The sequence below is a fragment of the Methylibium sp. genome (assembly GCF_031393925.1).
In the GTDB taxonomy this organism is placed as follows: Bacteria; Pseudomonadota; Gammaproteobacteria; order Burkholderiales; family Burkholderiaceae_C; genus Methylibium.
Window position 1 is genome coordinate 1 of sequence record NZ_JANMWL010000106.1, and the last position, 22,278, is coordinate 22,278.

General features: G+C 67.0%; 25 protein-coding genes and 1 pseudogene. 13 read left to right on the forward strand and 13 right to left on the reverse strand.

Translation table 11 applies throughout. The features are described from left to right. Both RMO12_RS06195 and RMO12_RS06200 read right to left on the reverse strand, forming a co-directional pair. Positions 1-2,057, reverse strand: a 2,057-nt coding sequence (locus RMO12_RS06195; protein ID WP_405029628.1) for a DNA methyltransferase, incomplete at its 3' end; no start/stop codon positions are given. Between the two features lie 29 nt (positions 2,058-2,086). Further along, the gene (locus tag RMO12_RS06200) at positions 2,087-3,082 is read right to left on the reverse strand and encodes an MBL fold metallo-hydrolase (protein WP_309638623.1); all 996 of its coding nucleotides are present in this window, start codon (positions 3,080-3,082) and stop codon (positions 2,087-2,089) included. Positions 3,083-3,401: 319 nt separating this feature from the next. Between RMO12_RS06200 and RMO12_RS06205 the strand changes: the two genes are divergently transcribed. Both RMO12_RS06205 and RMO12_RS06210 read left to right on the forward strand, forming a co-directional pair. Beyond that, entirely contained in the window at positions 3,402-4,334 is a 933-nt protein-coding gene (locus tag RMO12_RS06205; RefSeq protein ID WP_309638624.1) for a 3-keto-5-aminohexanoate cleavage protein, read from the forward strand. A gap of 190 nt (positions 4,335-4,524) precedes the next feature. Beyond that, positions 4,525-4,635 (forward strand): annotated as a pseudogene (locus RMO12_RS06210) (type 1 glutamine amidotransferase domain-containing protein); the annotation flags it as partial. Between the two features lie 14 nt (positions 4,636-4,649). Here the strand turns inward: RMO12_RS06210 and RMO12_RS06215 are convergent. Both RMO12_RS06215 and RMO12_RS06220 read right to left on the reverse strand, forming a co-directional pair. Continuing rightward, positions 4,650-5,342: a hypothetical protein gene (locus RMO12_RS06215; RefSeq protein ID WP_309638625.1), complete on the reverse strand. Its 693-nt coding sequence runs from the start codon at positions 5,340-5,342 to the stop codon at positions 4,650-4,652. A 99-nt stretch (positions 5,343-5,441) separates the two neighbouring features. Then, complete coding sequence (locus RMO12_RS06220; protein ID WP_309638626.1) at positions 5,442-5,786, reverse strand: hypothetical protein; 345 nt, start codon at positions 5,784-5,786, stop codon at positions 5,442-5,444. A 25-nt stretch (positions 5,787-5,811) separates the two neighbouring features. On the opposite strand from RMO12_RS06220, the gene RMO12_RS06225 reads away from it, so the two are divergent. Then, positions 5,812-6,984, forward strand: coding sequence for a DUF1615 domain-containing protein (locus tag RMO12_RS06225; RefSeq protein WP_309638627.1), 1,173 nt, complete (start codon positions 5,812-5,814; stop codon positions 6,982-6,984). Between the two features lie 36 nt (positions 6,985-7,020). Here the strand turns inward: RMO12_RS06225 and RMO12_RS06230 are convergent, their stop codons facing one another. Then, on the reverse strand, positions 7,021-7,539 hold the full coding sequence (locus RMO12_RS06230) for a GFA family protein (protein WP_309638628.1): 519 nt from the start codon (positions 7,537-7,539) through the stop codon (positions 7,021-7,023). Between the two features lie 109 nt (positions 7,540-7,648). Here RMO12_RS06230 and RMO12_RS06235 point away from each other — a divergent pair, with 109 nt between their 5' ends. Next, entirely contained in the window at positions 7,649-8,053 is a 405-nt protein-coding gene (locus RMO12_RS06235; RefSeq protein ID WP_309638629.1) for a response regulator, read from the forward strand. A gap of 27 nt (positions 8,054-8,080) precedes the next feature. Here RMO12_RS06235 and RMO12_RS06240 read toward each other — a convergent pair whose 3' ends face one another. From RMO12_RS06240 to RMO12_RS06250, 3 genes are all read right to left on the reverse strand, one after another. After that, the gene (locus tag RMO12_RS06240; RefSeq protein ID WP_309638630.1) at positions 8,081-9,502 is read right to left on the reverse strand and encodes a GTPase/DUF3482 domain-containing protein; all 1,422 of its coding nucleotides are present in this window, start codon (positions 9,500-9,502) and stop codon (positions 8,081-8,083) included. Further along, positions 9,495-10,907, reverse strand: coding sequence for a DUF2868 domain-containing protein (locus tag RMO12_RS06245; protein ID WP_309638631.1), 1,413 nt, complete (start codon positions 10,905-10,907; stop codon positions 9,495-9,497). The genes RMO12_RS06240 and RMO12_RS06245 overlap by 8 nt, the downstream gene beginning before the upstream one ends. Before the next feature lie 304 nt (positions 10,908-11,211). Further along, entirely contained in the window at positions 11,212-11,973 is a 762-nt protein-coding gene (locus tag RMO12_RS06250) for an alpha/beta fold hydrolase (RefSeq protein WP_309638632.1), read from the reverse strand. Positions 11,974-12,205: 232 nt separating this feature from the next. Between RMO12_RS06250 and RMO12_RS06255 the strand changes: the two genes are divergently transcribed. From RMO12_RS06255 to RMO12_RS06265, 3 genes are read left to right on the forward strand one after another with little or no spacing between them, the layout of a single operon-like run. Then, complete coding sequence (locus tag RMO12_RS06255) at positions 12,206-12,361, forward strand: DUF3096 domain-containing protein (RefSeq protein WP_309626485.1); 156 nt, start codon at positions 12,206-12,208, stop codon at positions 12,359-12,361. Between the two features lie 28 nt (positions 12,362-12,389). Next, the gene (locus RMO12_RS06260) at positions 12,390-13,316 is read left to right on the forward strand and encodes an ABC transporter ATP-binding protein (protein ID WP_309638640.1); all 927 of its coding nucleotides are present in this window, start codon (positions 12,390-12,392) and stop codon (positions 13,314-13,316) included. Beyond that, a complete protein-coding gene (locus RMO12_RS06265) occupies positions 13,313-14,074 on the forward strand; it encodes an ABC transporter permease (RefSeq protein ID WP_309638633.1) in 762 nt (253 codons plus the stop codon). Before RMO12_RS06260 ends, RMO12_RS06265 begins: the two co-directional genes overlap by 4 nt. A 220-nt stretch (positions 14,075-14,294) precedes the next feature. Here RMO12_RS06265 and RMO12_RS06270 read toward each other — a convergent pair whose 3' ends face one another. Beyond that, positions 14,295-14,723 (reverse strand): SPW repeat protein, encoded by a 429-nt coding sequence (locus tag RMO12_RS06270; protein ID WP_405029629.1) that lies wholly within the window; start codon positions 14,721-14,723, stop codon positions 14,295-14,297. A gap of 118 nt (positions 14,724-14,841) precedes the next feature. Then, positions 14,842-15,900, reverse strand: a complete 1,059-nt coding sequence (locus RMO12_RS06275; protein WP_309638634.1) for a cupin-like domain-containing protein — start codon at positions 15,898-15,900, stop codon at positions 14,842-14,844. A 135-nt stretch (positions 15,901-16,035) separates the two neighbouring features. Here RMO12_RS06275 and RMO12_RS06280 point away from each other — a divergent pair, with 135 nt between their 5' ends. Genes RMO12_RS06280 through RMO12_RS06290 form a run of 3 tightly spaced genes read left to right on the forward strand, consistent with a single transcriptional unit; the run spans position 16,036 to position 18,024 of the window. Beyond that, positions 16,036-16,743: a Crp/Fnr family transcriptional regulator gene (locus tag RMO12_RS06280; RefSeq protein ID WP_405029630.1), complete on the forward strand. Its 708-nt coding sequence runs from the start codon at positions 16,036-16,038 to the stop codon at positions 16,741-16,743. Between the two features lie 29 nt (positions 16,744-16,772). Further along, entirely contained in the window at positions 16,773-17,702 is a 930-nt protein-coding gene (locus RMO12_RS06285; RefSeq protein WP_309638635.1) for a DnaJ C-terminal domain-containing protein, read from the forward strand. Further along, positions 17,683-18,024, forward strand: coding sequence for a chaperone modulator CbpM (locus RMO12_RS06290; protein ID WP_309638636.1), 342 nt, complete (start codon positions 17,683-17,685; stop codon positions 18,022-18,024). The genes RMO12_RS06285 and RMO12_RS06290 overlap by 20 nt, the downstream gene beginning before the upstream one ends. Positions 18,025-18,119: 95 nt before the next feature. Here the strand turns inward: RMO12_RS06290 and RMO12_RS06295 are convergent, their stop codons facing one another. The 3 genes from RMO12_RS06295 to nhaR all read right to left on the reverse strand — a co-directional run bounded on the left by RMO12_RS06295 (position 18,120) and on the right by nhaR (position 20,850). After that, positions 18,120-19,040, reverse strand: a complete 921-nt coding sequence (locus RMO12_RS06295; protein WP_309638637.1) for a VOC family protein — start codon at positions 19,038-19,040, stop codon at positions 18,120-18,122. A gap of 232 nt (positions 19,041-19,272) precedes the next feature. Beyond that, positions 19,273-19,830, reverse strand: coding sequence for a DUF1003 domain-containing protein (locus RMO12_RS06300; protein WP_309638638.1), 558 nt, complete (start codon positions 19,828-19,830; stop codon positions 19,273-19,275). 84 nt (positions 19,831-19,914) lie between these two features. Beyond that, positions 19,915-20,850 carry a transcriptional activator NhaR gene (gene nhaR, locus RMO12_RS06305; RefSeq protein ID WP_309625616.1) on the reverse strand — a complete coding sequence of 312 codons (936 nt, stop codon included), beginning with the start codon at positions 20,848-20,850 and terminating at the stop codon, positions 19,915-19,917. 114 nt (positions 20,851-20,964) lie between these two features. Here nhaR and RMO12_RS06310 point away from each other — a divergent pair, with 114 nt between their 5' ends. Genes RMO12_RS06310 through RMO12_RS06320 form a run of 3 tightly spaced genes read left to right on the forward strand, consistent with a single transcriptional unit; the run spans position 20,965 to position 22,125 of the window. Next, positions 20,965-21,150 carry a hypothetical protein gene (locus RMO12_RS06310; RefSeq protein WP_309625617.1) on the forward strand — a complete coding sequence of 62 codons (186 nt, stop codon included), beginning with the start codon at positions 20,965-20,967 and terminating at the stop codon, positions 21,148-21,150. 20 nt (positions 21,151-21,170) lie between these two features. After that, the gene (locus tag RMO12_RS06315) at positions 21,171-21,830 is read left to right on the forward strand and encodes a Bax inhibitor-1/YccA family protein (RefSeq protein ID WP_309638639.1); all 660 of its coding nucleotides are present in this window, start codon (positions 21,171-21,173) and stop codon (positions 21,828-21,830) included. Between the two features lie 28 nt (positions 21,831-21,858). Next, entirely contained in the window at positions 21,859-22,125 is a 267-nt protein-coding gene (locus tag RMO12_RS06320; RefSeq protein WP_309625619.1) for a zf-TFIIB domain-containing protein, read from the forward strand. Positions 22,126-22,278: the final 153 nt, after the last annotated feature.

Consider the following 22,278-nt stretch of genomic DNA (forward strand, 5'->3'; position numbering starts at 1 on the left):
GCGCCGACCGTCATGCTGATGCGCACCGCCGCGCCGTCGCTGCTGTCGACCCAGGGATGGTCGGCAATTGCATAGGCCAGATGAATCGGCGGCTCTCCCATGCGGCCCAACAGCGCGGCCTGCACCACGCGCCGGTTGAAGGCCTGCGGCAGGCTGTTGGTGGTGATGAGTCCGAAGCGCCGGGCCTCGCCGCGCGCCACCTGTTGCGCGGCGGTGTGCCACCAGTGCATCACGAAGTCGGCGCTTTCGGGCACGTCATGCCAGGTGCCGCGCAGTGCGTCGGCATACCCCTCGCCCAAGGCTCGGCGCAACGTGCTGGCACCGATGAACGGCGGATTGCCGACGATGAAATCCACCTTCGGCCACGCCGCCTTGCGCGGGTTCACATAGCGCTCTTGTGCGACCTGAAATGCTTCGTCGGGCACGCTCTCGCCGGTCACCGGGTGCGTCTTGACATGCACGCCGTCCCAGCGCGTCACCGCCTTGCCGTGCGCGTCCATCACGTACTCGATGCGGTCATACGCCAACACCGCGTCGCGGCATTCGATGTTGCCGTAGTCGTGGATCACCGGCTCGGCCACGCTGGCGTTGCCGAAGCTGCGGATGTGCCATTGCAAGTAACCGATCCACAGCACCAGCTCGGCGAGTGCGGCGGCGCGCGGGTTGATCTCGATGCCGCGCAGTTGCTGCAAGGTGACGGTTTCACCGGCGAAGCCGAGCTTGTCCTGCCGAACCGTGTCAGTGTCTTGCCCGAAGGCCTGCAACTGGTTCAGCACCTCGCCTTCGAGACGCTTCAAATGTTCGAGCGTGACGTACAGAAAATTTCCGCTGCCGCAGGCCGGGTCCAACACGCGGGTGCTGCACAACTGGTGGTGAAAGCGCCGCACCTCGGCGCGCGCTTCATCGAGCTTGCCTTCGCTCGCCAGCAGCAATGCGGCGGCCTGGGCGTTGGCCCAGTCTTCGCGCAGCGGCTGCACGACGGTGGGCATCACCAGCCGCTCGACATAGGCGCGTGGCGTGTAGTGGGCGCCCAGCGCGTGGCGCTCGTCGGGCGCAAGGGCGCGTTCGAGCAGGGTGCCGAAGATGGCGGGCTCGACCTCGCGCCAGTTGGCCTGCGCGGCGCGCAGCAGGCCGTCGATCTGCTCGCGGCTCAGTGGCAGCACATAGCCGTCGGCGGCCGAGCCCTTGAACAGCTTGCCGTTGAAGCGGAGCACGTCGCGGGCGAGCGCGGCGCTGAAGCCGCCGCGGTCCATGTCGGCCCACAGCACGCGCAGCATCTTGTGCAAGGTGGCGGGGTCGTTGCGGTGGCGCTGCAGCAACTCCTTGAAGCTGCGCTCGGGCAGCAGCGCCATGTCTTCGGCAAACATGCTGAACAGGCAGCGCGTGAGGAACGCGGCCACGGCCTGCGGTGCGTGGCCCGCCGCTTCCAGCGACGTAGCGAGCAGCGCCAGCTCGGCAGCGACCTCGCGCGTGACCTCGGCGCTGGCGCGCGCCGGGTCGAGGCTCTGCGGGTCGAGCCACAGGCTGCGCAGGCGCGCACGAACCTTGTCGTGGTGCAGGTCCGCGAGCGCGATGCGGTGCGAGCGCGGGTCGGGAAAGGGCGTGTAGGTGGCGCCGCTGCGGCTGAACTCGGCGTACAGCTCGATGACGTGGCCGACATCGACGACCGCCAGGAACGGCGGGCGGCCCTCGGCCGCGGGCAGCGCGCGGGCGTAGCTTTCGGCCTGGGCGCGGGCGCGCAGCAGCGCGTCGTCGAAGCCCTTGCTGGTCTGCCCGGTGGCCGCCGTCTGGCCACTGAGCTTGAGCTTCTTCGACTCCCAGATGAAGGCGCCGTGACGGTAGCAGTCGATGCGCCCGGCGCTGCTGCTGCCGTCGCCGTGCCGGAAGGTCACTGGCCGCTCGAACATGTAGTCCTGCGCGGGCGTGGCGTGCGGGCGGGGCACGCCGAGCAGGTCGCACAACTCGATGACGAAGCTTTGGGAGGTGGAGAGTTCGGAAGCGGTGACGCCCTGCCAGCGTGCAATGAAGGTGGAGATCGCCTCGCGCTCTGTGCTCATCGACCCGATGATAGAAGCGCCCGAGGGCTCTAGGGTCGCGCTCTCGAGCCGTCTTGCGCGAACACCATCGGCCCCTTGAACGCCAGCTTGATCGAAGCCTCGACGGCGGGGCGCGCGCTGTCGATGGTCGGGGACAAATGGCTGAGCATGAGCTGCTTCGCCCCGGCGTCTCGGGCGACTTCACCGATCGCCTTCGGCGGCGTGTGCAGCGTGTAGAGGACCGCGGGCGAGCCGGGCGGATCGAGCACGACGCTGTTGAACACCAGCAGGTCGGTGTCGCGCGCGATGCGGCGCAGCCCGGGCAGGCCGTCGGCGTCGATGTCGCCGCTGAAGGTGATGCTCTTGCCGGCGTAGTCGATGCGGTAGATCACCGCCGGCGCGTCGCGATGGTGGCCGGCGATGGCGCTGATCACCAGGCCGCCTTCGGTGAGCAGGGTCTTGGGCTGCTGGCCGGGCGCGAGCGCGGTGCTCACATCGTTTGCCTTGATCGTCATCGGCGCCGAAAAATTGCGCAGGTAGCCGAAGACACCCAGCTTACCGAACAGCCGATCGACGAATTGGCTCGTCGACGGGAAGCTCGCGCTGGCGTCGTCGCCCTCGCCCTTGCCGCGTCGCCCTTGCGGCCCGAACACCTGCAAGCTGATGGGCCCGCGGCTGGACACCGCGCGCGCCTTGAACAGGCCCGGCAGCTCGCCCGCGTGATCCACATGCAGATGCGTCAGCAAGACGATGTCCGTCTTGGCGAGCGACAGCTTCGCCTCGCCCAGACGCGCAAAGGAGCCCGGCCCGGCATCGACCAGGACGCGCGGCACGCCATCGAGCAGCACCAAATAGCTGCTGCCGGCACGTCCGGTGGCGCCCGGGCCGCCCGAGCCGAGCACGACCAGCTCCAGGGGCGCGGCGTTCGCGGGCGCCGATGCGGGCTCGGGTGCCGGCGACTGTGCGTGCCCGGCCAGGCCGAAGCCGAGGCCGACACAAAGCAGCAAGGCCTGGCGCTCGAGGTGAAAACGGCGAGCTGAGTTCATCGGGTGATCTCTCGGTCGGGCATCGTTGAATGGGCGGCTTCGGGGCATCGAAGCCAGCTTCGGTGTGTCGCAGGCATGCGACCTGACCTTACGCGCCGGTGGCTTGGGCCGCGGGCGGCGGGCAGGCCGGGCTCGGTTAAAAGCTCGCGAGACTGCGGTATTGACGCATGGCGCCTTCGGCGATGGCAGGGAATACTCCGTCGAGCGGTGCTTGCGCGTAGCGATGCTGCCGCGCGTCGCGCCCGCATCGCCACGACTCATCCTGTGCTTCATCGCCGAGAAGGTGCTGGGGCTGCCCAAGTCTTACCGAGGAGAAGCCATGACCCCGCAAAGAAAAGTCATCATCACTTGTGCCGTGACGGGCGCCGTTCACACGCCGTCGATGTCGCCGCACTTGCCGATCACGCCCGAGCAGATCGCCGAGTCCTCGATCGCGGCGGCCGAGGCCGGTGCAGCGATCATTCACCTGCATGCGCGCGACCCGGTCACCGGCAAGCCCGATCAGCGTCCCGAGGCGTTCACACCTTTTCTCGGCGTGATCAAAAAAGGCTGCGACGCGATCGTGAACCTCACCACCGGCGGCTCGCCCTACATGACGGTGCAGGAGCGCATGCAGCCGGCCAAGGTGCTCAAACCCGAAGTCGCCTCGATGAACATGGGCACGATGAACTTCGGCCTGTTCCCGATGTTGAAGCGCTTCAAGGAGTTCAAGCACGACTGGGAGCGCCCCTATCTCGAAGGCAGCAAGGACCTCGTCTTTCGCAACACCTTCGGCGACCTCGAAACCGTGCTCGCCGAACTCTCGGTCAACGACACGCGCTTCGAGTTCGAGTGCTACGACACCTCGCACCTGTACAACCTGGCGCACTTCGTCGAGCGCGGCCTGGTGAAGGCGCCCTTCTTCGTGCAGACGGTGTTCGGCATCCTCGGCGGCATCGGCACCCACCCCGACGACGTGATGCACATGAAGCGCACGGCCGATCGCCTGTTCGGCGACGACTACCGCTGGTCGGTGCTCGGCGCCGGCAACAGCCAGATGAAGATCGCGGCGATGGCCGCGGCGATGGGCGGCAATGTGCGGGTCGGCCTGGAAGACAGCCTGTGGATCGGCCGCGGCAAGCTCGCCACGTCCAATGCCGAACAGGTGCGCCGGGTGCGCGGCATCCTCGAAGGGCTGGGTCTCGAGATCGCCACCCCCGCCGAGGCGCGCGAGATCCTGCAACTCAAGGGCGTCGAGCGGGTCGCGTTCTGACGGGCACACCCGCCGCGAAAAGCCGCTGCCACGCCGCAGCGGCGGCCGCCGGGGGCGGCGCCGCGTCTGCCAGAACGGCAGCAAGCGCAGAGCGAGAAACGCCGAACGCTTGAACCGCTTCTTGAAATCTGGCGCGCTGGGGGCACGCCGGCAGGTCACGACGTTGCGCTGCCGGGTGCCGGGGTCGCCCGCCCCGGGCGTACTACGCCAGGTGAAGGCGAGCGGCGGCACGCCACGGGTCAAGGGCAAGCGTGTGACCGGCTTTACCAACAGCGAAGAAGCCGCCGTCGGACTGAGCGACGACGACCGCAGTCGCTACCTGATGTTGATCACGCGCATGCCCAGCAACTTGCCTTCGACGCGGTCCAGCACATTGATCGTCGTCTGGCGCGGCTTGAAGCCTTCGGGCAAGGGCAGTTTGCCGCGCAGGCTCTCGAAGCTGCCGACCGAAATCGGCACTGGCTTGAGGCTGAGTGCGGTTTCGGAGCCGCGCGCCGATTCGCCGCTCACCACGAACTGCATCACGCCGCCCAGCGGCTTGCCGCCGGCGCGCTCGCGCGAGAGCACCACGTCGTAGGCCAGCGCCTGGTCTGCCACCGTGAAGCGCGCCGCGCGCACCGCGATCAATCCGCCGCGCGGGTCAGGCGGCAATGACGCGACGATGGAGGCGAGGTTTTCGCGCAGCCGCTCGCTGGCCTCGCGGCTGGCGGCGAGTTGGTCGGTGAGCCCCTTGGTCTCGGCCAGCGCCGTCTCGCGCTGCCTGGTGCTGCCCTCGATCTGGCCGGCCAGGCGCAGCCGCTCGGCCTCGGCCTGGTCGAACGCCTTTTGCAGCTTGACCGAATCGCCGGCCGACAGGCGCGGCGGCTGGTAACGCTCCTGCACGAACACGACGCCGCCCGCGCCGAGGGCCATACCGATCAGCAGCAGCACCAACCAACGTGGGACGGGCCAGCGCGAGCGCCGCTTGCCATAGGGTTCGAAGAGGACGGCTTTAGGGTTTCCGAACATTTTGGTGGTCAGGTTTCGGGGGCGAAGCCCGAGGTTACAACCCCGGCGACCGAATGCCTCGTAACCGCTCGTGCGTGTGCGCTGCCAGCGCCGCGTCAATCAGCGAACCGGAAACCGGCGCGGCTTCCTCAGCTCGTCTTGCAGGTCACCCGGCAGCGTGTCCAGCGGACGCTCGCTGACGTCGAGCCCGCGCTTCAAGTCGAGCGATGAAGCAAGCACCCCGGCATCCTGGCGTTGGTCGTCGGCGAACTGCTGCGTCTCGGGAAAAGGAATGACTTGCTCGGCCAGCTGGCGCCAGCGTCGCCAGATTTGAAATCCGATCAGACGCGATTGCGAAGAAGCCATGGTCCGCCCAGAGTAATGCTGCCGACTTGGAGCAACCGACGTGCCCGGCCCGTGGATCGCGCGCCCGGCGCCCGTCACCAAAACGCCTGTCAGGCGCATGGCAAGATCACATCAGGGACCGACCTTGGCTGACACGACCTTCGACGAGCGCGCCCGCGGTAGCAACTCCGGCAGTGGCGCGCGACGCGCGCCAACCCGGCTCCTCGCCTGCTGCCTGGCGCTGCTCGCGGGGTGCGCCACCGACCAGCGCGCCGGCCCGGCGCCGGGCCTCAGCCCCACGGACGCGCGTGCGCTGGTCGCCAGGCTGCTGCCCTCGGGCACGCCCGACCGTGAAGGCTGGGTCACCGATATCCATGCGGCATTCGCGTCCATGGACATCGCACCGACCGCGCAGAACATCTGCGCGGTGGTCGCCATCACCGAACAGGAGTCCAGCTTTCGCGCCGACCCGCCCGTGGCCGGCCTGCCGGCGATCGCCCGAAGAGAAATCGACAAGCAGGCCGAACGCGCAGGCGTGCCGCTGCTGCTGGTCCACACGGCGCTCGAGCTTTCGTCGCCCGACGGCCGCAGTTACGGCAAGCGCATCGACGCTGCCAAAACCGAGCAGGAACTCAGCGTCATCTTCGAGGACTTCATCGGGATGGTGCCGCTGGGCAAGACTTTTTTGTCCGGGCGCAACCCGGTGCGCACCGGCGGGCCCATGCAGGTGAGCATTGCCTACGCCGAAGCGCACGCGGCAGCGCGGCCCTACCCCTACCCCGTGGCCGGCACGATCCGCCACGAGGTGTTCACGCGGCGCGGCGGCATGTACTTCGGCATCGCCCACCTGCTGGACTACGCGGCGTCCTACGACCAGCCCCTGTACCGCTACGCCGACTTCAATGCCGGGCACTACGCCAGCCGCAACGCCGCGTTCCAGAACGCGGTGAGCCTTGCCTCGGGCATACCGCTGGACCTCGACGGCGACCTGGTGCGCCTGGACCACGACGCCGACGCGCCGGGCAGCACCGAACTCGCCACGCGCGTGCTCGCCAAGCGCCTGGATCTGGGCGCCGCTGCCATCCGCCGCGACCTCGAGCGCGGCGCCACGGCGGAGTTCGAGCGCAGCACCCTCTACGAGCGCGTGTTCGCGCTGGCCGATCGACTTGAAGGCCGCCCGCTGCCGCGCGCGATGGTGCCGCGCATCGTGCTGAAGAGCCCCAAGATCACCCGCAAACTCACCACCGAGTGGTTCGCGGCGCGGGTCGACGAGCGCGCGCGTCGCTGCCTGGCGCGCCACACGCCGGCCCGCGGGTGACGGCGCGCCGGCACGCGGCGTGCGGGCGCCTTCGCTTCACGCCGTGGTCCCGGCGGGCGGCTCGTCGGTGCTCGACGTGAGCCCGCGTTGCCGGTGCCACTGCGCCAGCGACACGTCCGGGTAAGCGTCGATGCGCGCGTCGCCTGGCCGCCCCTCGACCGGCACCCACGCGGCCTTGGAGCCCAGCATCATGTGGACGCTGCCCGGCGCCGCCGGCAAGGGCGTGTCGATTGCGCTCGCGTGCGGATGCACCAGCTCGGGCCAGGTCGGGTCCCACAGCCACAGCGCCGAGCCGCAGCGCCCGCAGAAATGGCGCTCCGCGGTGCTGGTGCGCTCTGCCATGCCCTCCTCCTGCAACCGAGCCACGTACACGCGCACATGCCGTTTGCCGGTGACCCGCAAGGAGGCCTTGTCGGCGCCCAGGTTGATGGCAAAGCCGCCGCCACCGGCGGTCTTGCGGCAAATTGAGCAGTAGCAGCGCATGAAGGGGTAGGGCTCGGCCGAGCGGACCGAGAACTTCACGCTGCCGCAGTGGCATGAACCGTCGAGATGCATGGTGATTCCCGGTGCTGGCGAGACATGGTCAACAAACACGCCCGGGCCGCAACTCGGGCACGTCGATTGCCGCAGCAAGCTCGCCACCCCTGCGGTTCGATCTGCACCCATGCTCCCCAGTCGTCACCCGCCCCCCATTGCCGTCCTGTTCGTCGAGGACAACGAAGATATCCGCTTCACGACCCGCGCGCTCTGGGACGAGACCGGGCTTGACGTGGTGGCCTGCGCCAGCGCTGAAGAAGCGCTCGCCGAAACCGACACACGCTCGTTCGACATGATCATCACCGACATCAGCCTGCCCGGCCTCTCGGGCGTGGAGCTGGCCCGCCTTGCGCTCGAGCGCGCACCCGACACCTGGGTGGTGTTCTGCTCAGGCTACGTGTTCGACTGCGACCTCAAGAGCGTGGGCGCGAACGTGCGCTCGCTGCAAAAGCCGATCGAGCCCGAGGTGTTCGACGCGCTGCTGGCCGAGCTGCGGCACAGCGTCGCGCAACGCGCAATGCATGCCGGGTGAGGCGGGGCTCGGCCGGCCGTGCCGCTGTCAGCGCACGACCTGCGTCCTCGCCGCGCCGACGAACACCACGCCAAGCCGGGCCGTGACGTCCTCGACGAGCCTCTCGCGCTGGGGGTAGTGCCGGGCCGACCGCGCCTTGCGCTGCAACGACCATTCGGGCCGGCCTCGCGCAGGCACCAGCGCCTTGACAACACCGTCAAACCCTGCCGACGCCGCAGCGGCCAAGGTGGCGGCGACCGGCACCTTGCCCTGGGCCGCATGGCCGCGCTCTTCCAGGGCCAACAGCAGGCCCAGCAGTTGCGTCGCCAGCCCCTGGATGACTTCGTTCTCCAACGACAGGTCTTCGCGCCCGCGCAAGCTGTTGACCACGCTGCGACCCAGTGGCCCGAAGCCCTGGCTGACGGCACCGCCGAGCGCAGCGCCGATCGCGGTGGCGGCGCCCAGCGAAAGGCCAGCCAGCGCCACGTCGGCCACCGCACCGACGGATGCGCCGATCGCAGCGCCCGCGCCGAGTTGCAGGCTCGCCGCCTTGAGCGCTTCGGGGTTGAACAGGTCGGCCTCCCACCGGCCGTCGAGCCAGGGCATGACCGCGAGGTCGGCCTCGTCCTTGCCAAATGCGTAGACCTCGAGCAAATCGTCGACGCCGGCTCGCGCCCGCGTGATAACCGCCGCACGAAACTCGCCGACGAAGCGTTTTCTCGCGATCGGCTCGGCCAGCGCCTCGGTCGAGACGGTGCGCCGCATGGCGGTCACGTCGACCAGCAGCGAGGCGATGATCGCCAAGCCCACCGAGCGACGCTCCAGGCGCTCGACTTCGAGGTAGGCGACGATGGCCTCGAGCTGCTGCTGGCGGCTGCGCAGCAGCGTCGTCAGGTCGCGGTAGATCTGCTGCTCGGAGCCGGTGAAGGGCGCGACCGCGTCGAAGTGCGCCAGCGCATGCAGTCCGTGGGCCGACAGCGCCTCGTGCCACTCTGCGGCGCGGCTGTCGGCGTGACGAACGAAATTGAGCACCGGCATGACCGGCTTGCCGCACGACGCGAGGATGTCGATTTCGGCGCGAAACTTCGGCAGCACCGGCTCGCGGCAATCGATGACGTAGAACGCCGCATCGACGTCGAGCATCGTGCGCAAGACCTTGGCCTCCTGCTCGAAGCTGCGCCGTGCCTCGGGGCCTTGGAGAAAGGCGCGAATGCGCTCGGGCGGCGTGGCGTAGCGGTCGAGCGCTCGCAGGTAGTCGAACAGGGCGACCGAGTCTTCGAGCCCCGGCGTGTCGAAGAATCGCACCGTGCAACTGCCGTCGAAAGCCAGTTCCACCGCTTCGACGTGGCGGGTCGTTCCCGGTTGTTCGGACACCTCGCCGAAGGAGCCGCGGCGCGTCAGGGTGCGCAGCAACGAGGTCTTGCCCGCGTTCGTGTGCCCGACGACCGCGATCTCGATCGCGTTAGCCATTGATCGCCCGTTCTCCCCAAGCGTTGGCATCGGCCACCTTGGTGAAGACCTCGGTCGCGTCGAGCGCAGCGGTCTTCAGCCACGCCGTCCACTGAGGCAGGTTCACGCCGCGCGCGCCGCCGGCATCGACCAGCAGCAGGGCGGCGGCGCCGACATGCACCGTGGCCTCGCGCATGAAGCGCGCGGTGCCACGGTCGGGCGAAGTCGCGCCGTTGCAGACGAACAGGATCTTGCCGGCGCGCGCGCCGGCCAGCAGGTCCAGCACGGCGCGGCGCTCGTCGCCCGTGCCCGATATCCGGCGGCTCACATGCCCCTGCGCGCTCAGCCCATCGGGCGGCCACGGCAGCTCCGCAGGAAGCTCGAAGCCGACGAGCACCAGGGGGCCGGCCCGGTCGTGCGTGGCCGGGGTCCGGCGTGCGGCTTCGTCGAGCTGCGGTGCCTGCTCGGCATCGACCACGCGCGACGTGTTGAGTGCATCAAAGCGATTGAGCAGCTTGCGAAAGTAGGGCTCGGCCGTATCAAGCCGCAGTGCCTCGCTGCGCAGGCGCCAGACCGCCCAGCACAGCAAGGTGAGCGCCAGCCGCGGCAGCAGTCCATAGGCGAAGGTGCAGCCCATTAACCACCATGCCCAGAGGCGATGGTCGGCGTCGGGGCCGCCCGCAGCACGCAGCGCCTGGGCGTCCATCGTCGGCAAGCCCAGCGCGGCGGGAAGCCAGCCGGTGAGCCGCACGAATGAGGCGAAGAACTCGCTCGGCAGGATGGTGGTTTCCCAGCTCAGCCGGTAGGCGCTGAAGGCGAACACCCAGAACAGCACCGGCAGCAGCAACGCGAACGCGAGTGTCCAGATCGCGTGGCTCATGAAGCCGAAGGCCCAGGGCAGCAGGCGCTCGCGCCGCAGCAGTTCGACACCCGCCTTCATGAGCTCGGGGCCGTTGCGCCCGCCGAGCACGGGCCAATGCGCCGTGAGCCACAAAGCGATGCGGCCCAGCGCGCCACTGAGGCGACCGTCGCTGCGCGCCGACGCTGCGGCCCAGGGCAGCGCCACGAGCCAAAGCGCGAGGCTGGCGAGATGCAGGCCGAGCACCGATGCGAACGCGGTGATGGCGTTGATGGAGCGGCCCTCGCCGATCACGGCGCGCAGCAGGCTCCAGGTGAGCAGCACCACCACCACCGCGGCGGCAAAGGCAACCAGCGGCAGGCCCTGGCGCAGGCGCGCGAGATCCTTGTCCAGGCCGATACGCCGTGCCAGAAGCCGCGCGCGTTCGACGATACGGCCCTCACGGCCCGGCGTGGCGAGCGCTGCCGCGCGCAGCGCCTCGGCATCGTCGAGCGGCCCCGCTTCTTCCAGCGCACCGATGGTGCGGGTGACGAGCACATCGCCGAATCGCAAACCGCCTCGCTGCATGGATCTCCGTTGTGGATTGCGGTGGGGACGAGGCAGGTTATCAGCGTCGCGTTGCGGCGCCACCGAGCAGCGGCTTTTCAATCCCCGAGCATGCTGCCCTGGTAACTCGTATCGACGTGCAGTTCGTGACTTCGCGAGGCACTTCGCGCAAACCACTCGTATCGGGCGCCCTTCCCCAGCACGGTTCCACTTGAAGCCATCCAGGTTGCTGCCCCCTTGCCCGGACGGAACGTGGTGCCAATGAGTCCACCCGCATCGCTCGCCTGGAATCAATCGGAGTCGCGCGAGGACAGCGGCGCTGGCGTCAGCCGATCTCGGCCGGCGTGCCCGAAAGAGCCGCCTCGAACAACGATACGGTCGCGACGGGTTGCTCGATCATCGGGTAGTGGCCCGCATGGGCGATCGACTGCAACTGTCCATTGGGCAGGGCTTGTATCGTGTCGGCGAGGTACCCAGCCGTGACAAAGGGGTCGGACTGCCCATACAGCACCGTCGCTGGCCCGGTGTACTGTTTAAGTTCGGACAGGAAGCTCGGTGAAGTCCAGTTCGCCAGGTAGGCATCCCAAACCGGCTGACTCATGCTGGACCTGTTTCTGGCAACCAGATTGCGCAGGTTGCGCTCGGTGATGTTCGGCGACAGCGCGCCCTTGATGGCGGCGCCTGGATCGGCCCAAGCGCCCTTGAAGGTCGCGTAGGTGGCTGCGTCGAGTGGCGTCCCGGCAGGCGAGACCGGCGTCAGCGCCACGACGGATTTGACGCGCTGGGGGATCAAGCTTGCCACGCGCAGCGCCGTCAGCCCGCCCATGGAGTGCCCAAGGATCGAGAAGTGGTCCCACCGAAGCTCGTCTGCAGCTTCAATCGCGGCCGCCGCCATCGCATCCGCGCTGGCAGCGGGCGGCTTGCTCCGGTTGACGCCGTAACCCGGGAAATCGAGGTAGGCATAGGTGAAGCGCGACAGATCGGTCAGCGCCCGGGATGCGAACCAAACGCCACTGTCGAGCGCCCAGCCATGAAGTACGAGAACCCGATGAGGGCCGTTTCCCTCGATTGCGGCGATGCCAGTCATGCTCTTCTCCAAAAAATGCGGACGGGTGGAAATATCCCGCCTGTTTGCTGATGATTTCGTGCGCTGCCGGGACTTGCTACTGATCCCTTGAAGGATTCCACCACAGGGTGCCCTGGGAGCGGGCGTGGGCGCAACCCTGAGCCCGTGTGGTTGCGGCGCGCGCCTTCGGCGCTTGTGCGAAGCTCGCGCCTCGCACGACGACGCCCTCCTCTGTTCAAAAGCACCTCGACCCATGAACCTGCACCTCAGCCTCGCCCCGCTCATCTCCCTCGTCGCCGGCATCCTCATCCTGGTGATGCCCAAGCTGCTCAACTTCATCGTCGCGATCTACCTGATCCTGATCGGGCTCGTGGGCCTGTTCGGCGCCAGCAGCCTTCGCCTGAGTTAGCCACGTGGCAGCCGGTGCAGGCGCCGAGGTGCAGCCGGTCATTTCGGTTCGCGGCCTCGGCAAGACCTACGCGTCGGGCCAGCGCGCGCTGGACCACGTTGATCTCGACATCCGCCGGGGCGAGATCTTCGCGCTGCTCGGGCCCAACGGCGCGGGCAAGACCACGCTCATCAACATCATCTGTGGCATCGTCAATTCGAGCGAAGGCGTGGTGCTGGCCGACGGCCACGACATCCGGCGCGACTACCGCGCCGCGCGCGCCAAGATCGGCCTGGTGCCGCAGGAGCTGGCGACCGACGCCTTCGAGAGCGTGTGGAACACCGTCAACTTCAGCCGCGGCCTGTTTGGCAAGCCGCCCGACCGCGCCTTGATCGAGCGCTTGCTGAAGGAGCTGTCGCTGTGGAGCAAGAAAGACGCTCGCATCATGTCGCTCTCGGGCGGCATGAAGCGCCGCGTGATGATCGCCAAGGCGCTCAGCCACGAGCCGCAAATTTTGTTCCTCGACGAGCCGACCGCGGGCGTGGACGTCGAGCTGCGCCGCGACATGTGGGCCATGGTGCGCGGCCTGCAGCAAAGCGGCGTCACCATCATCCTCACCACGCACTACATTGAAGAAGCCGAGGAGATGGCCGACCGCATCGGCGTGATGAGCCAGGGCCGCATCATTCTGGTGGACGACAAGGCCGCGTTGATGGCCAAGCTCGGCAAGAAGCAGCTCAGCTTGCAATTACAAGTGCCGCTGGCCGTCGTGCCGCCTGCGCTGGCCGAGTACCGGCTGGCACTGGCGGCGGGCGGCAGCGAACTCGTCTACACCTTCGACGCCAAGGCCGACCGCACCGGCATCGCAGCCCTGCTCAGGCGGCTCGACGAGCACGGCATCGCCTTCAAGGACCTCCAGACGCAGCAAAGCTCGCTCGAGGACATCTTCGTCAGCCTGGTGAGCACGCGAACATGAACTGGCATGCCATCAAGGCGATCTACGCCTTCGAGCTGGCGCGCACCTGGCGCACCTTGCTGCAAAGCATCGCCGCGCCGGTGATCTCGACCTCGCTCTACTTCATCGTGTTCGGCTCGGCCATCGGCTCGCGCATGGCGCAGATCGACGGCGTGAGCTACGGCGCCTTCATCGTGCCGGGGCTGGCCATGCTGGCCATCCTCACGGAGAGCATCTCCAACGCCTCGTTCGGCATCTACATGCCCAAGTTCTCGGGCACGATCTACGAGGTCTTGTCGGCGCCGGTATCGGCGGCAGAGATCGTCATCGGCTACGTGGGCGCGGCAGCGACCAAGTCGGTCATCCTCGGCACCATCATTTTGGTGACGGCGCGCTTGTTCGTCGATTACTCGATCCTGCATCCGGTGTGGATGGCGGCGTTTCTGGTGCTCACCTCGGTCACCTTCAGCCTGTTCGGCTTCATCATCGGCGTGTGGGCCGACGGCTTCGAAAAGCTGCAGATCGTGCCGATCATGATCGTGACACCGCTGGCCTTTCTGGGCGGCAGCTTCTACTCCATCAGCATGCTGCCGCCGCTGTGGCAGACCATCACCCTGTTCAACCCGGTCGTGTATCTCGTGAGCGGCTTTCGTTGGAGCTTCTACGGCGTGGCCGACGTGAGCGTGGCACTCAGCCTGGGCATGACGGCCCTGTTCCTGGTGCTGTGCCTGGCGGCGGTGTGGCTCATCTTCCGCACCGGCTACAAGCTCAAGGCCTGAGAGGGTGCGGCGTCAACGCCGACGCGCTCTGCGTCTTTTTGCGGCCGCCCGCCCACGGCTTTGCGCGGCCCGCCCAACACCCGCACAGCAAGTGGTGTCGCGCATGACCGGCCTGAGCTTGCAGCCGCGGCGATAAGGTCAAAACGACGCCCTCCACCCGGCAGGATGGCTTGGGCCCGGGGCTCGCGCCCCGGGCGGGTCGCTCGACCACCTCAACGCGTCAATGCGGCAGCCACTTGCGCCACCGGCCGCTGAAGTCCTTGTCGGTCCACAGTATCCACAGCGCGAACGCCGCGGCCACAGTGCCGGCGATCACCGCCGAGGGGCCGGCCTCGCGAAGCGAGGCGAATCCGAGCAACCAGGGCGAGGCGATCAGCCAGAGCCCGAGCGCGAATTCGGTCCATTCTTCCCACGCATGCGGAACCAGCACGGCTCCCAGCGCCACTGCGACGAGCGCCACACCGATCACGACCGCGTTGACCATCGCCACCACTTCGCCCTGAAAGCCCAAAACCCAGGGCGACACGATCAACCACGCACCGATAACGGCGCTGGCTGGATCTTGCCAATGCTTTGCCTGCCTCATGATCTTGACCTCCTGCGGTTGCAAAGACCGCCAGCCGCAATGTTTTAGATCGGCCAGCCGCACGCTCGTTCCGCGGCCTCGGGTGGCAGGCGAAGTATCTCGGCCCCCGTAGGTTGAAGGTCCGACCGGTCAGCGTTGACAAGGTCTTGCAGCGGCAAGCCGGCTGCCACCGCGCGGCGCGCTACCAATTGGTGATCGACGGATTCAGGTACTCAAACTCGTTGGGCACCGCGAGGTTGGAAAACGAAAACGACAAGCTCAGCTCGAGCGAGGTGACGTGGTGCCACCAGCCGAGCGGCAGGAAGACCGTTTCGCCCGGTTCCAGCACGATGTCGAGCACCGTGGCCTCGCCGAACAGGGGATAGCGAGCGAGGTCCGGCCGGTCCAGGTCGACCTGGCTGAACACGCCGTTGAAGTTGTAGAGGCGCGGCGTTTCCAGCGGCGAGATGAAGCGCCAGCGCTTGCGGCCCACCACCTGGGTGTGCATCAGCATGATCGTGTCGTGGTGCAGCGGCGTGACGGTGCCGCCGGGGCCGAACCAGAACGACGAGCGCGCCGCGAGCTGTGCGCGGTCGCAGTAGTCGGGCAGGCTGCCGATGTCGTCGAGCAGCGGGGCGAACTCGGGGCGCCGCAGCACTTCGTTGTTGGCGGTGAGGTAGTGGTCGTTGGTCGGCCCGCCAGCCACGACCTGGTCGACAAAGTCGCCCAGGCGCACGGTGCGCCGAAGCGCCAGCTTGTTCTGCTCGTACTGCGCGTCGGCCTGGCGACCCGACTGGATCTCGACCTCGGCGTGTCCAAAGCGCTGTTTCAGGTCGGCCGGCGACCAGCGCCCGAGGGCCGGCCAGTCGCGTGCCAGTTCGGTCAGCACCAGCGGACGACTGCCGCGCACGTAGCGTTCGGTGAACTCGTCGCGCGAGACGTGGGCGCGCTTCTCGACGCGCTCGTAGTGCGGCGCGCTCTGGACGAGGCGCTGGTGGTTCAGCATCACCGAGGCCAGCTTGCCGTAGAGCTGCAGGAACTTGAGCGCGGCCAAATAGCTCGGGTCGCGCTCGATCGCCACCAGCGCCGCTTCGCTGGCGCTGCGGTCCAGGTCGTTGGCCAGCAACACCTGCAGCATCGATTCGGGCGTGCATCCGCGCAGACGGTTTTCGGCCACCCACTGGCGCCAGTCGTCGGGCAGCGTGGTCGAGGTCGCCGCCGGTTCGGGCCGCGGCGCAGGGGTGATGAGCGGATTCGACATCTCGGTTCCTTTTTTTTGGGGCGGCGCCTCGGCGACCCCACGCAGCCTAGCGTCCCGCGGGCCGGACCGGAAGCGTCGTCGCGCCGCTATAGCGCGAACCTCGGCTCACGGGCATGCGATTTGCTGGAGGCGGGCTTGGACCCGCAAAAAAACTTGCTGCTTTCGGCCCTGCCGGACGCCGAATGGGCGCACTGGCTGCCGCACCTCGAGGCGGTCGACATGCCGCTGGGCAAAGTGCTGTACGAGTCCGGCGTCACCCTGAGCCATGTGTACTTCCCGACCACGGCGATCGTCTCGCTGCTTTACGTGATGGAAGACGGCGCTTCGGCCGAGATCGCGGTCGTTGGGCAGGAAGGCATCGTCGGCATTTCGCTCTTCATGGGCGGTGAATCGACGCCCAGCCGCGCCGTCGTGCAAAGCGCCGGCCAGGCGTTTCGGCTCGAGGCCAAGCTGATGATGCAGGAGTTCAACCGGGCCGGACCGGTGCTGCACCTGTTGCTGCGCTACACCCAGGCCCTCATCACCCAGATGGCGCAGACGGCGGTGTGCAACCGGCACCATTCGCTCGACCAGCAGCTGTGCCGCTGGCTGCTGCTCAGCCTGGACCGGCTGCACTCCGCAGAGATCGTGATGACGCAGGAACTCATCGCCAACATGCTGGGCGTGCGTCGCGAGGGCGTCACCGAGGCCGCGGGCCACCTGCAAAAGGCCGGGCTGATCCGCTACCGGCGCGGCCATATCACCGTGCTCGACCGCACGCGGCTGGAAGAGCGTGCCTGCGAGTGCTACGCGGTGGTGAAGAAAGAGTACGACCGGCTGCTGCCGGACACGATGGCAAGCTGAGCGCGGCTGATCTGCGCCACACTTTCGGCATGAAATACAAGGACTACTACGCCGCGCTCGGCGTGCCGCGCGATGCCGATCTGGAGCAGATCAAGAAGGCCTATCGCAAGCTCGCGCGTACACATCACCCGGACCTGTCCAAGGCGTCGGGTGCCGAAGCGAGCTTCAAGGAAGCCGCCGAGGCCTACGCGACGCTCAAGAGCCCCGAAAAGCGCGCCGCCTACGACGAGCTCGGCCGGCGTCCGAGCGGCGAAGACTTCTCACCGCCGCCGCAGTGGCGCCATGACCACGCGTCGAACGGGCAAGCCTTCGAGGACCTCGACCTGGCCGATCTGCTCGCCGCACTCGGCCGCGGGCGCGCAGGAGCGCGTCACGGCGCCATGCCGATGCGTGGCCGCGATCACGAAAGCACCGTGCAGATCGGCCTGGAAGACGCGCACCGCGGCACCACGCTCAGCCTGAACCTGGCCGACGACGAGGGCCGGCACACCCTCGAGGTAACGATCCCGCCGGGCGTCAGCGATGGCCAGAAGCTCAGACTGCGCGGCAAGGGCGGCAAGGGCCGCCACGGCGGCGCCGACGGCGACATCTATCTGCACATCACGCTGGCGCCGCACGCGGTGTTCCGCGCCGATCATCACGACCTCTACTTCGACCTGGCGCTCGCCCCCTGGGAAGCGGCGCTGGGCACCGACCTGCAGGTGCCCACGCTGGACGGCTCGGTGCTGCTCACGGTGGCGCCCGGCACCCGCGCGGGTCGCAAACTGCGGCTGCGCGGGCGCGGCCTGGCCAACGGCCGCGGCGGGCGCGGCGACCTGTATGCGGTGGTGCATATCGACGTGCCCGCCACGCTGTCCGAGCGCGAGCGGGAGCTTTTTACTGAACTGGCCCGCAGCTCGCGCTTCAACCCGCGCGCCACCGCGGCCGAGGAGAACGCACGTGAACCCACAGCGAGTTGAATGGACCTGGCGGGAGGACGCCCGTCAGACGGTGAGCGTGTCCGAGCTGTGCGAGGTGTGCGGCCTGAGTGCGGCCGAACTGGACGAACTGGTGGACTACGGCGCGCTGGTGCCGCTCGACGCAACGCTTCCGGAGCGCCTGTTCGGCGCCGAGGTCGTCACGTCGCTGCGTACCGCCGGCAGGCTGCGGCGGGACTTCGACCTGGACCTGTTCGCCGCGGCGGTGCTGCTCGATTACCTGAACCGCATCGAGACCCTGGAGCGCCAGGTTCGCTCGCTGCAGGCCCGGCTGCCTTCGCACGCGTCCACCGACCCATCGTGACCTCGTGGCCCCCTTGCGTCATGCCTGGAGGACACCTCCAACGCCTTGGTCTCGGCCGCCTTGCCGAAGGTGGACGCAGGCCTGCTGAACCCTCATTAGACAGTGTCGATCTGCTCCGCGAGGGGCGTTGCACGCGGCGCGCGATGACCCCAGATACTGGGTGCGTGATGCAGTTGCACCGCCCAAACGGCGTCGTCGATCAATCGTCCGCCAAAGCCGTACTCCACTTGAAAACCAGACGGCGTCTGCATATAGAACGACACCATGTGGTCATTCGTATGGCGGCCGAGGCTGGATGCGATCGGCACGAGTTGATCCTGACAGAGGTCGTGCGTGGTGCCGATATCGTCCATGTCCCGAAGCTGGAGCATGACGTGATGCAAGCGCTTCGGTGCACGGAACTGCCCAATCGCGATCGAATGGTGACGCGGACCGCAGTGTAAGAAAGCAATCATGGTGTTGCCCGCCGAACCCATTTCGATCTCGATGAAGTCGCTGAGCTTTAGACCGAGGCCGTCGCAGTAGAAGCGCAGGCTCGCCTCGTAGTCATCCACACTGACCACGATGTGACCCAGGCCCAAATCGCCGGTTTCAAATCCACCAATCGCGCGCGGCGAATGGAAAGGCCGCTCGAATTCGACCAGTGGCCCGAAGTAGACCTCGGTGGCGATGCCGCTTGGGTCCTGCAACCTGATCAGGCCAACGACGCGACGTACCTGTGCCTCGGCCGTCGTGCCCCAGGTGATTGCGACGCCCTGAGACTCCAAACGCTCGGCAATCGCTCGCAGCGAGTCTGCGTCTTTGGTCTCCCAGCCGACATAGGCCAGGTCGTCGCGGCCGCCAGGATGCAGCGCGAAGCGATGGTGGTTTTCGTCCATTCTCAGAAACAGCGTGCCGTCCGGGTCGGTGCCCTTGGACTGCAGGCCGAGCACGTTGGCGGCGAATCGCTGCCAAGCTGGCACATCGCGCACGTCGATCCCGAGATATCCCAACTGCGAGACACGGTTCGTCGGCATGATTTTTCTCCTGATGGGATGTTCTGGCATGCACCGCCCAGATCAACCATTGATCAGATCTGGTGCTGGTTCACTGGTATCGCTCAGCAAGCATGGTGATTCAATCAGCCGGGTGTTGCGAGGTAAATTTACGCAGGTTCCATGCCGAGATTCATTCACGCGTTCTGAGAGCGCCGCAGTGAAGGTGGCGCGCGTCAGACGGCCGCAGCGGGCATCACCTTGCCTGGCTCGATCAGGGCGACCGCGTCTTCTTGCCGACCAGCACCGCGAGCAAGTCGAGTTGTTCCTTCTGGACCGCCAGCAGCTCCTCCCACTGCTGCTCGCGCAGCGCGTCGATCTTCTCGTGCAGCAGCATGATCTCCAGCTCGGCCTTGAGGTTGACCTCGTAGTCGTGTTCCGCAGCCACGCGGTCCTTCTCGGACTGGCGGTTCTGTGACATCAGGATGATGGGCGCCTGGATCGCCGCCAGCATGGACAAAAAGAGGTTGAGCAGGATGTACGGATAGGGGTCGAAGGTGTTGCCGCGCTTCATGAGAAGAAAGGCGTTGAGCCCCACCCACGCGAGCAGGGTGGCGGCGAACAGCCCCACGAAGGTCCAGGAGCCGCCGAACAACGCCACCGCATCCGCGGCGCGCTGGCCGAGCGCGGGCCGGGCGTCGAAGTCCTGCGTGACATTGCGCGCAATGTGCTTGCGCGCGGCGATGTGCCTGGCGACCTTTTGGGTGCGCTCGTCCAGCGTGTCGTAGGGCACGCCCAGCAGCTTGGATGCAATCTCGTCGGGGTGGCGCATGGGAACTCCTGGCGGCCATGACGATCTTCGATTTTGGCCAAGGTCTTGAAAAGGCGCGGCGGGCCGTCGAACATGAGTCGCGTATCAGCGCGAGGTGGAGCGACGAACGCGGCGAGTTTTGGCGGGCACTGCAAACAGCTCGTTTCGTGCCGACTGTGTGATCGCAACGACGCAGGGGTGCTTGACGCGCCGCTCAACCGAGATGGCGAAGAACTCGTCCACGACCTCGGCGGCAACGCCCAGCGTCTTGACGCCGAGCTGCTTCTCGATTTCATGTGACAGCACGGACGGGCCAACGAAAATGCCCGCACCGCGCCGACCGAATTCTTTGGCGAGCGCGCTGTCGTCGAACTCGCCGACGACTCGGGGGTGCAACGAGTTCGCCTTGAACCAAGCTCGCAGACGCTGCCCGAGCGCCGAATCCTCACCTGGCAACAGCATCGGTGCGCCGTCGAGGCACTGCGGGAACGCCCCGCTGCAGCGCTCGAGCAATGCAGGCGCCGCGAAGAAGTTCACCCCCGAGGTGCCGAGTCGGTGACTGAAGGCCCGCACGCTGATCGAAGCAGGAATCGGAGCGTCCGAGATGACAAGATCGAGCCGATGCAGAGCCAGCTCGGCCAGCAAGCTGTCGAGCTTCCATTCGCGGCACACGACGCGCACAGGCTCCGGCAGTTGGGTCGCAGGCTCGACCAACCGATAGGCCATGGATTTCGGCACAACGTCGACCACCCCGACCCTGAACTCCAGCGTGCGTCCCTTGTTCGCAGGTTCGCGCACGGCCTCCTGGAGTTCAGCGCCCAGCGAGAAGATCTCTTCGGCATAGCTCAGCGCCAGGCGACCGGCCTCGGTGAGCACGAGCCCACGCCCGCTTTTGGCGAGCAAGGCGCTGCCCAGCGCTTCTTCGAGCAGTTGAATCTGCCCACTGATGGTCTGCGGCGTCAGGTGCAACAGTTCGCTCGCGCGCATGACGCTGCCGGACTTGGCCACCTGCATGAAGTAGCCAAGGTGTTTGTAGTTCATGGCCAAAGACTACGTTTTTTTCGATGGATCCGCTCAGATCTTTCGGATTTACATGCCCCACCGCGCCTTCTAGATTAGCGCTGTCGTCGCCTCGGGCGATTTGAAAGGGCAAACATGAACGTCGACATCCAGAGCCTGGGATTCCCGATCACGGGCGCGCTGTCCGACCACGTCAGGCGCCGATTGCGGTTTGTGTTGACGCGCCAAAGCGACCGTATCGAGCGCGTCGTCGTCAAGCATCTCGACCGCTTGCGATCCGGCAGGCGCGACCCCGCGCCCCACGAAGGAGAAACAGCATGAGATCGGAACAAGCACTGCCGATGGTTGCCGGCGCACCCGGGGCGGCGAGCACCGCACTGAGCACCAACCGCGTCCTGCGCAATACCTACTGGCTGCTGTCGGCAACGCTGTTCTTCAGCGCCGCCGTCACAGCCGCAAGTGCCGCGTTGAAGCTCCCTCACCCCGGCATCGTCCTTACCCTGCTTGGCTTTTTCGGCCTGCTGTACGCCACCACAAAACTGCGCAACAGCGGCTGGGGCCTGGCAGCCGTCTTCGGCCTCACCGGCTTCATGGGCTACACCCTGGGCCCCATCGTGAGTCACTACCTCTCGATGCCGAACGGGCACCAGGTCGTGATGATGGCGATGGGCGGGACGGCGACGATCTTCGTCGGACTTTCCGCCTACGCGCTCACCAGCCAGAAAGACTTCAGCTTCATGGGAGGCTTTCTGCTGGCCGGAATCATCGTCGCGTTCCTGGCCGGGTTGGGGGCCATCTTCTTCGAGGTGCCCGCCCTGTCGCTCACCGTCTCGGCGGCGTTCGTGTTGCTGATGGCCGGCCTGATCTTGTTCGAGACAAGCCGCATCGTTCGCGGCGGTGAAACGAACTACATCATGGCCACGGTGAGCCTTTACGTGTCGATCTACAACCTGTTCAGCAGCCTGCTTGCTCTGATCGGCTTTGGCAGCAACAGCGATTGAGTCCTCAAAGAATATCAAGGAGAACGCAATGAAATGCCCGAACTGTCCTGACGCTGCGCTGGCGATGACCGATCGCCAAGGTGTCGAGATCGACTACTGCCCAAAGTGCCGGGGCGTGTGGCTTGATCGCGGCGAACTCGATAAGTTGCTGGAGCGCGCCGCAACAGCGGCGCCACCTCGAGCCGTCGGCGCAACGCCGCAGCGCGATTTCGTGGATTCAGACCATCACGGCGCAGCAGGCCAAGGCCAATACCCCCGCCGCAAGAAGTCATGGATGAGCGAAATCTTCGACTGATTACGCCAACGCCAAACGAGGAGTGCCCACCATGCGTACCTACCCGCGCAACACCCCGCAGGCAGCCGCCCGCATCGTCACGCTGGCCATGCTGGCGGACGCCGTCGTCTCCAGATTGGAGCTCGACGCGCTCGACCGCTCGGGCGCTCACCG

Coding starts and splice junctions, on each gene's coding strand:
- RMO12_RS06200 (WP_309638623.1), bottom strand. CDS start 3,082: ATGAACTCAGCTCGCCGTTTTCACCTCGAGCGCCAGGCCTTGCTGCTT.
- RMO12_RS06205 (WP_309638624.1), top strand. CDS start 3,402: ATGACCCCGCAAAGAAAAGTCATCATCACTTGTGCCGTGACGGGCGCC.
- RMO12_RS06215 (WP_309638625.1), bottom strand. CDS start 5,342: ATGTTCGGAAACCCTAAAGCCGTCCTCTTCGAACCCTATGGCAAGCGG.
- RMO12_RS06220 (WP_309638626.1), bottom strand. CDS start 5,786: ATGCGCCTGACAGGCGTTTTGGTGACGGGCGCCGGGCGCGCGATCCAC.
- RMO12_RS06230 (WP_309638628.1), bottom strand. CDS start 7,539: ATGCATCTCGACGGTTCATGCCACTGCGGCAGCGTGAAGTTCTCGGTC.
- RMO12_RS06235 (WP_309638629.1), top strand. CDS start 7,649: ATGCTCCCCAGTCGTCACCCGCCCCCCATTGCCGTCCTGTTCGTCGAG.
- RMO12_RS06240 (WP_309638630.1), bottom strand. CDS start 9,502: ATGGCTAACGCGATCGAGATCGCGGTCGTCGGGCACACGAACGCGGGC.
- RMO12_RS06245 (WP_309638631.1), bottom strand. CDS start 10,907: ATGCAGCGAGGCGGTTTGCGATTCGGCGATGTGCTCGTCACCCGCACC.
- RMO12_RS06250 (WP_309638632.1), bottom strand. CDS start 11,973: ATGACTGGCATCGCCGCAATCGAGGGAAACGGCCCTCATCGGGTTCTC.
- RMO12_RS06255 (WP_309626485.1), top strand. CDS start 12,206: ATGAACCTGCACCTCAGCCTCGCCCCGCTCATCTCCCTCGTCGCCGGC.
- RMO12_RS06265 (WP_309638633.1), top strand. CDS start 13,313: ATGAACTGGCATGCCATCAAGGCGATCTACGCCTTCGAGCTGGCGCGC.
- RMO12_RS06275 (WP_309638634.1), bottom strand. CDS start 15,900: ATGTCGAATCCGCTCATCACCCCTGCGCCGCGGCCCGAACCGGCGGCG.
- RMO12_RS06285 (WP_309638635.1), top strand. CDS start 16,773: ATGAAATACAAGGACTACTACGCCGCGCTCGGCGTGCCGCGCGATGCC.
- RMO12_RS06295 (WP_309638637.1), bottom strand. CDS start 19,040: ATGCCGACGAACCGTGTCTCGCAGTTGGGATATCTCGGGATCGACGTG.
- RMO12_RS06300 (WP_309638638.1), bottom strand. CDS start 19,830: ATGCGCCACCCCGACGAGATTGCATCCAAGCTGCTGGGCGTGCCCTAC.
- nhaR (WP_309625616.1), bottom strand. CDS start 20,850: ATGAACTACAAACACCTTGGCTACTTCATGCAGGTGGCCAAGTCCGGC.
- RMO12_RS06310 (WP_309625617.1), top strand. CDS start 20,965: ATGAACGTCGACATCCAGAGCCTGGGATTCCCGATCACGGGCGCGCTG.
- RMO12_RS06315 (WP_309638639.1), top strand. CDS start 21,171: ATGGTTGCCGGCGCACCCGGGGCGGCGAGCACCGCACTGAGCACCAAC.
- RMO12_RS06320 (WP_309625619.1), top strand. CDS start 21,859: ATGAAATGCCCGAACTGTCCTGACGCTGCGCTGGCGATGACCGATCGC.